The organism is Micromonospora sp. NPDC049580 (genome assembly GCF_040675595.1).
Taxonomy (GTDB): domain Bacteria; phylum Actinomycetota; class Actinomycetes; order Mycobacteriales; family Micromonosporaceae; genus Micromonospora.
The window spans coordinates 1-3,581 of the sequence record NZ_JBFAPG010000575.1; the positions used below are offsets into that span (position 1 = coordinate 1).

The 3,581-nt window shown below is 65.7% G+C and carries 2 protein-coding genes and 1 tRNA gene; all 3 read right to left on the reverse strand.

Annotation, left to right across the window (positions count from 1 at the left end; genetic code table 11):
* Positions 1 to 35: 35 nt before the first annotated feature.
* The 3 genes from AB0J68_RS29320 to AB0J68_RS29330 all read right to left on the reverse strand — a co-directional run bounded on the left by AB0J68_RS29320 (position 36) and on the right by AB0J68_RS29330 (position 3,287).
* Positions 36 to 111: transfer RNA gene (locus tag AB0J68_RS29320), tRNA-Lys, on the reverse strand.
* Between the two features lie 67 nt (positions 112 to 178).
* Complete coding sequence (locus AB0J68_RS29325) at positions 179 to 475, reverse strand: DUF6582 domain-containing protein (protein ID WP_354855180.1); 297 nt, start codon at positions 473 to 475, stop codon at positions 179 to 181.
* 112 nt (positions 476 to 587) lie between these two features.
* On the reverse strand, positions 588 to 3,287 hold the full coding sequence (locus AB0J68_RS29330) for an RICIN domain-containing protein (RefSeq protein ID WP_363941781.1): 2,700 nt from the start codon (positions 3,285 to 3,287) through the stop codon (positions 588 to 590).
* Positions 3,288 to 3,581 lie beyond the last annotated feature (294 nt).

A 3,581-nucleotide genomic window follows, 5' to 3' on the forward strand; every position in this document is an offset into this window, starting at 1 on the left:
CCCGGTGTTAACCACCAGGTCAGGGCCTTGTTCGTTGGTGCGCCGCCAGGGACTCGAACCCCGAACCCGCGGATTAAGAGTCCGCTGCTCTGCCAGTTGAGCTAGCGGCGCTCGCTGACAACGACGAGCACGCTAACACGCCCGAGAACCGGCCCCGGAACCCATCCCCGGGCCGGTCTCAGTGCGCGGGGTTCGGCGTGTGCGGCAGTTTGCCGAGTTGGCGCCAGTCCGTCTCCGCGACGTCGACGCCGTAGTGCTTCGCAGCGGCGAGGATGTTCTGGAACGCCAGGTCGCGCTCCTTGTCGGTGACGCCCTGCACCTGGTCGAAGCGGGCGATGGCATTACGGACGTGGCTCGCGTCGGTCATCGGCTCCTTGCGCTTGTCGGGGAACGCGAAAACGCTCTCCGGCAACTCCCGCTTGTCCTTCTCCGACAGGCCGCCGTGCTTCTCGTAAGGCTTCCAGGTTGTCGTCATCACCCACCATTACCCACTTGTTGTCCGGTAGCACATGCTGCCTCGAGGAGGCGGGGACGCGGACGGCCCGGGGCCGGGCCGATGACGGCCCGGCCCCGGTGTGGTCGGTCGGTCAGCTCCGCAGGCTCCACTGCTGGTTCGGGCCACCGTTGCACGACCAGAGGATGATCTTCGTGCCGTTGGCGCTGGCGGCGCCGTTGGCATCAAGGCAGAGCCCGGACTGGCCGTTCGTGATGGTGCCGTTGGCGTTGACGTTCCACTGCTGGTTGAGCCCGCCGTGGCAGTCCCAGATGATGACCTGGGTGCCGTTGGCCGTACCGGCCCCGGAGGCGTCCAGGCACTTGTTGCCGTACACCATCAGTTGCTTGCTGGCGGTGGAGGTCCACCGCTGGTTCGTGCCCCCGCCGCAGTCCCACAGCTGCACCTGGGTGCCGTTGGTGGTGGAGGAGTTGGGGACCTCGACGCAGCGACCGGACTGGCCGCCCACGAGCTGCCCGCCCTGCTGGCTGCCGCCGCCGCTCTGCTGCCTGACGATCGAGGTCGATTCGGCCGACCGGTTGCCCTGTGCGTCGACGACGTAGAGCCGGTACTCGCCCTGACTCGTCGGCACGGCGATGGACGTGGCGGTGCCGGAAGCCCTGGTCATCGTCGGCCCGGCGGTGAAGGTGGTCGTGCCGTACGGAGCCAGCCAGACCGACTTGGTGGCGTCGCCGGTGCTCCGGATCGGGATCGACGCCGTGGCACTGGTGACGAACGTGCTGGCCGGCAGCACGTAGTTCGGTGCGGAGAAACTGCTCGCCGGGATGATGTCCCGGTAGGCGTCCTCCAGGCCGGAGTTGGCCGCGATGCCGTACGCCGCCGCCGGCCAGACGTAGTCGGAGGAGACGAGGATGTCGGCGACCGTGCTGTTCGGCAGGTTCTTGTTCGAGACCTTGTTGATCGGGCCGTAGATCTGCGTGATGGACAGATCGTGCTTCCGCCCGAAGTCGTCCGAGTTGATCATCCAGGTGACGTTCTTGTCGATGCTCAGGACGTTGTCCCGGAAGGTGATGTACGCCGACCCCTCGTCCGGGTGCAGTCCGTACTTGTGGCCCGAGGGCACGCCCTGGAGGTAGTTGTTGGTGATCGTGGTCCCGGGCTGGCTGCCCAGCGTGTAGATCGGCGCCGTGTCGCTGAGGCGCTGGACCGTGTCGATGATGTGGTTGTAGCTGATGGTGTTGTTCCGCGCCGTCGTGGTCGGCCGGTTGGGCACGATCGAGCCCGATGACCCGTCGAAGTTCCACCAGCCCCAGCCCATCGTGATGCCCGACCAGGGGGCCTTCTCGATCCGGTTGCGCGAGATGGTGAGGGTGTCGGCGAAGTACGCCGAGATGGGGCTGTGCCCGTTGAACAGGACGGCGCTGTCGTAGATGTAGTTGTTCTTGATGTCGATGTTCTTCGGCAGCCCCTCGACCTGCGGGGAGTACTTCTCCCGGTTGGTCGACGTGCCGTCTCCGATGTAGACGTGCTGGGGATGGCCGACGTTGACGGCCGACCCCGCGATGTCGTTGGTGTAGTTCCCGATCAACTGCGTGCCCTGCACGTCGTTGACCATGCTGATGCCGTCGGCGCCGGTGTGTTGGATCCGGTTGCGTTGCAGGAGGATGCCGTCGGCGTTCTGCACCTGGACGATGCCGGGAGTGACGTCCACGTTGCGGTAGTAGTAGACGTGGAAGTTGCCCTTGGCGTACACCTGGGCGCCGAGGTTGCCCTGCTGCGCCTGCTTGAAGGACGAGCCGGCGACGTTGAACAGGTTCCAGTCGGAGTGCTGCACCGTCAGGCCGGAGAACGTGATGTTGCGCGCGTGGCTGCTCGTCGAGGTGCCGGCGACCCGCAACAGGGTGGTGACGTTGTTCGGCGCGTAGACCGCGGCGGTCGACATGTTCTCGGCGCTGGCCTTGTAGTAGTAGACCGTCTTGGCGCCCTTGTCGAAGTAGAACTCACCGGGCGTGTCCAGGAACTCGTACGCGTTCATGACCTTGTGGCTGCCACCCACCTGGGCGTTGCCGTTGAACGCGCCCTGCGCGATGGCCGCGCCCGGTTGCTGGAACAGGGCCACCCGGTTCGCGCCGTCGGAACTCGTGGTCACCTGGCGGACTCCCACGATGGCCGTGGTCCAGGTCGTCCCCGTCTCGATCTCCAGGTCGTCCTGGTTGCGGGCGATGGCCGGGAAGTCGTTCAGGTTGTACTTGGCGCCGTCGCATTGCGAGCCCGACTCCCACGCCCAGGCAGCCTGGCCGGCGGTGATGTTGTAGGTGCCGTAGCAGCCGCCCGAGCTGATCGTCTTCGACGCCATGTACGCCCGCTTGTCGTTGACGTAGAGCGCCCGCAGCTTGATGGAGCGGTCCAGCGGCGCCTTCCAGATGTTGCCGCTGTGCTGGGTCCAGCCGGTCACCTGGACGCCACCGTCCAGCACCGGGGTCTCGCCGGGATAGGCGGCGTAACTGATCCGGTACCCGTTGGTGCCGGAGTCGCTGGCGCCGAACTCGACGGTGCTGGTGACGGGATATCTGCCGCCGCGCAGGTAAACGTTGATGTCGCCGGTCATGTTCGCGTTCACAGTGCGAACGGCGTCCCGTGCGCGTTGCACCGTCTTGAACGGAGACGCCAGCGTGCCGGCGTTGGAGTCGTTACCGTCCGGGGCGACGTAGTAGGTCTCCTGAACCGCGGCCGAGGCGGGCGATTGACTGATCACCACGGCCGGCAGCGTGGCGGCGACGAGCGCCGCCGCGAGCAGTGCCGTGCGGGTGGTGGTGGTTACGGCTGATCTCACGTGCTGTCCTTTCTCACTTGTCGTCGATGTGGTGCGTGATACGTGCATCGAGCGACAAGCAGGGAACAGCGACGCCACCAAGGATCGGCGGGGGGCGGGTGGTGCAGCCCGACCGCACTCTTTTGCCAATCGCTACGAAGTCTCTCGCGGAGCGTATGTCAGACGTGTGACGAATGCAATACAAGATTGGGTCTCATCTATGTTTAAATGCCTGTGAAAGTTGCAAAAGACGCGGGTAAGACGAGGTGCGGTCGGGCATCATCCGATGAATCGGGCCGGGGTGCACCAGCACCC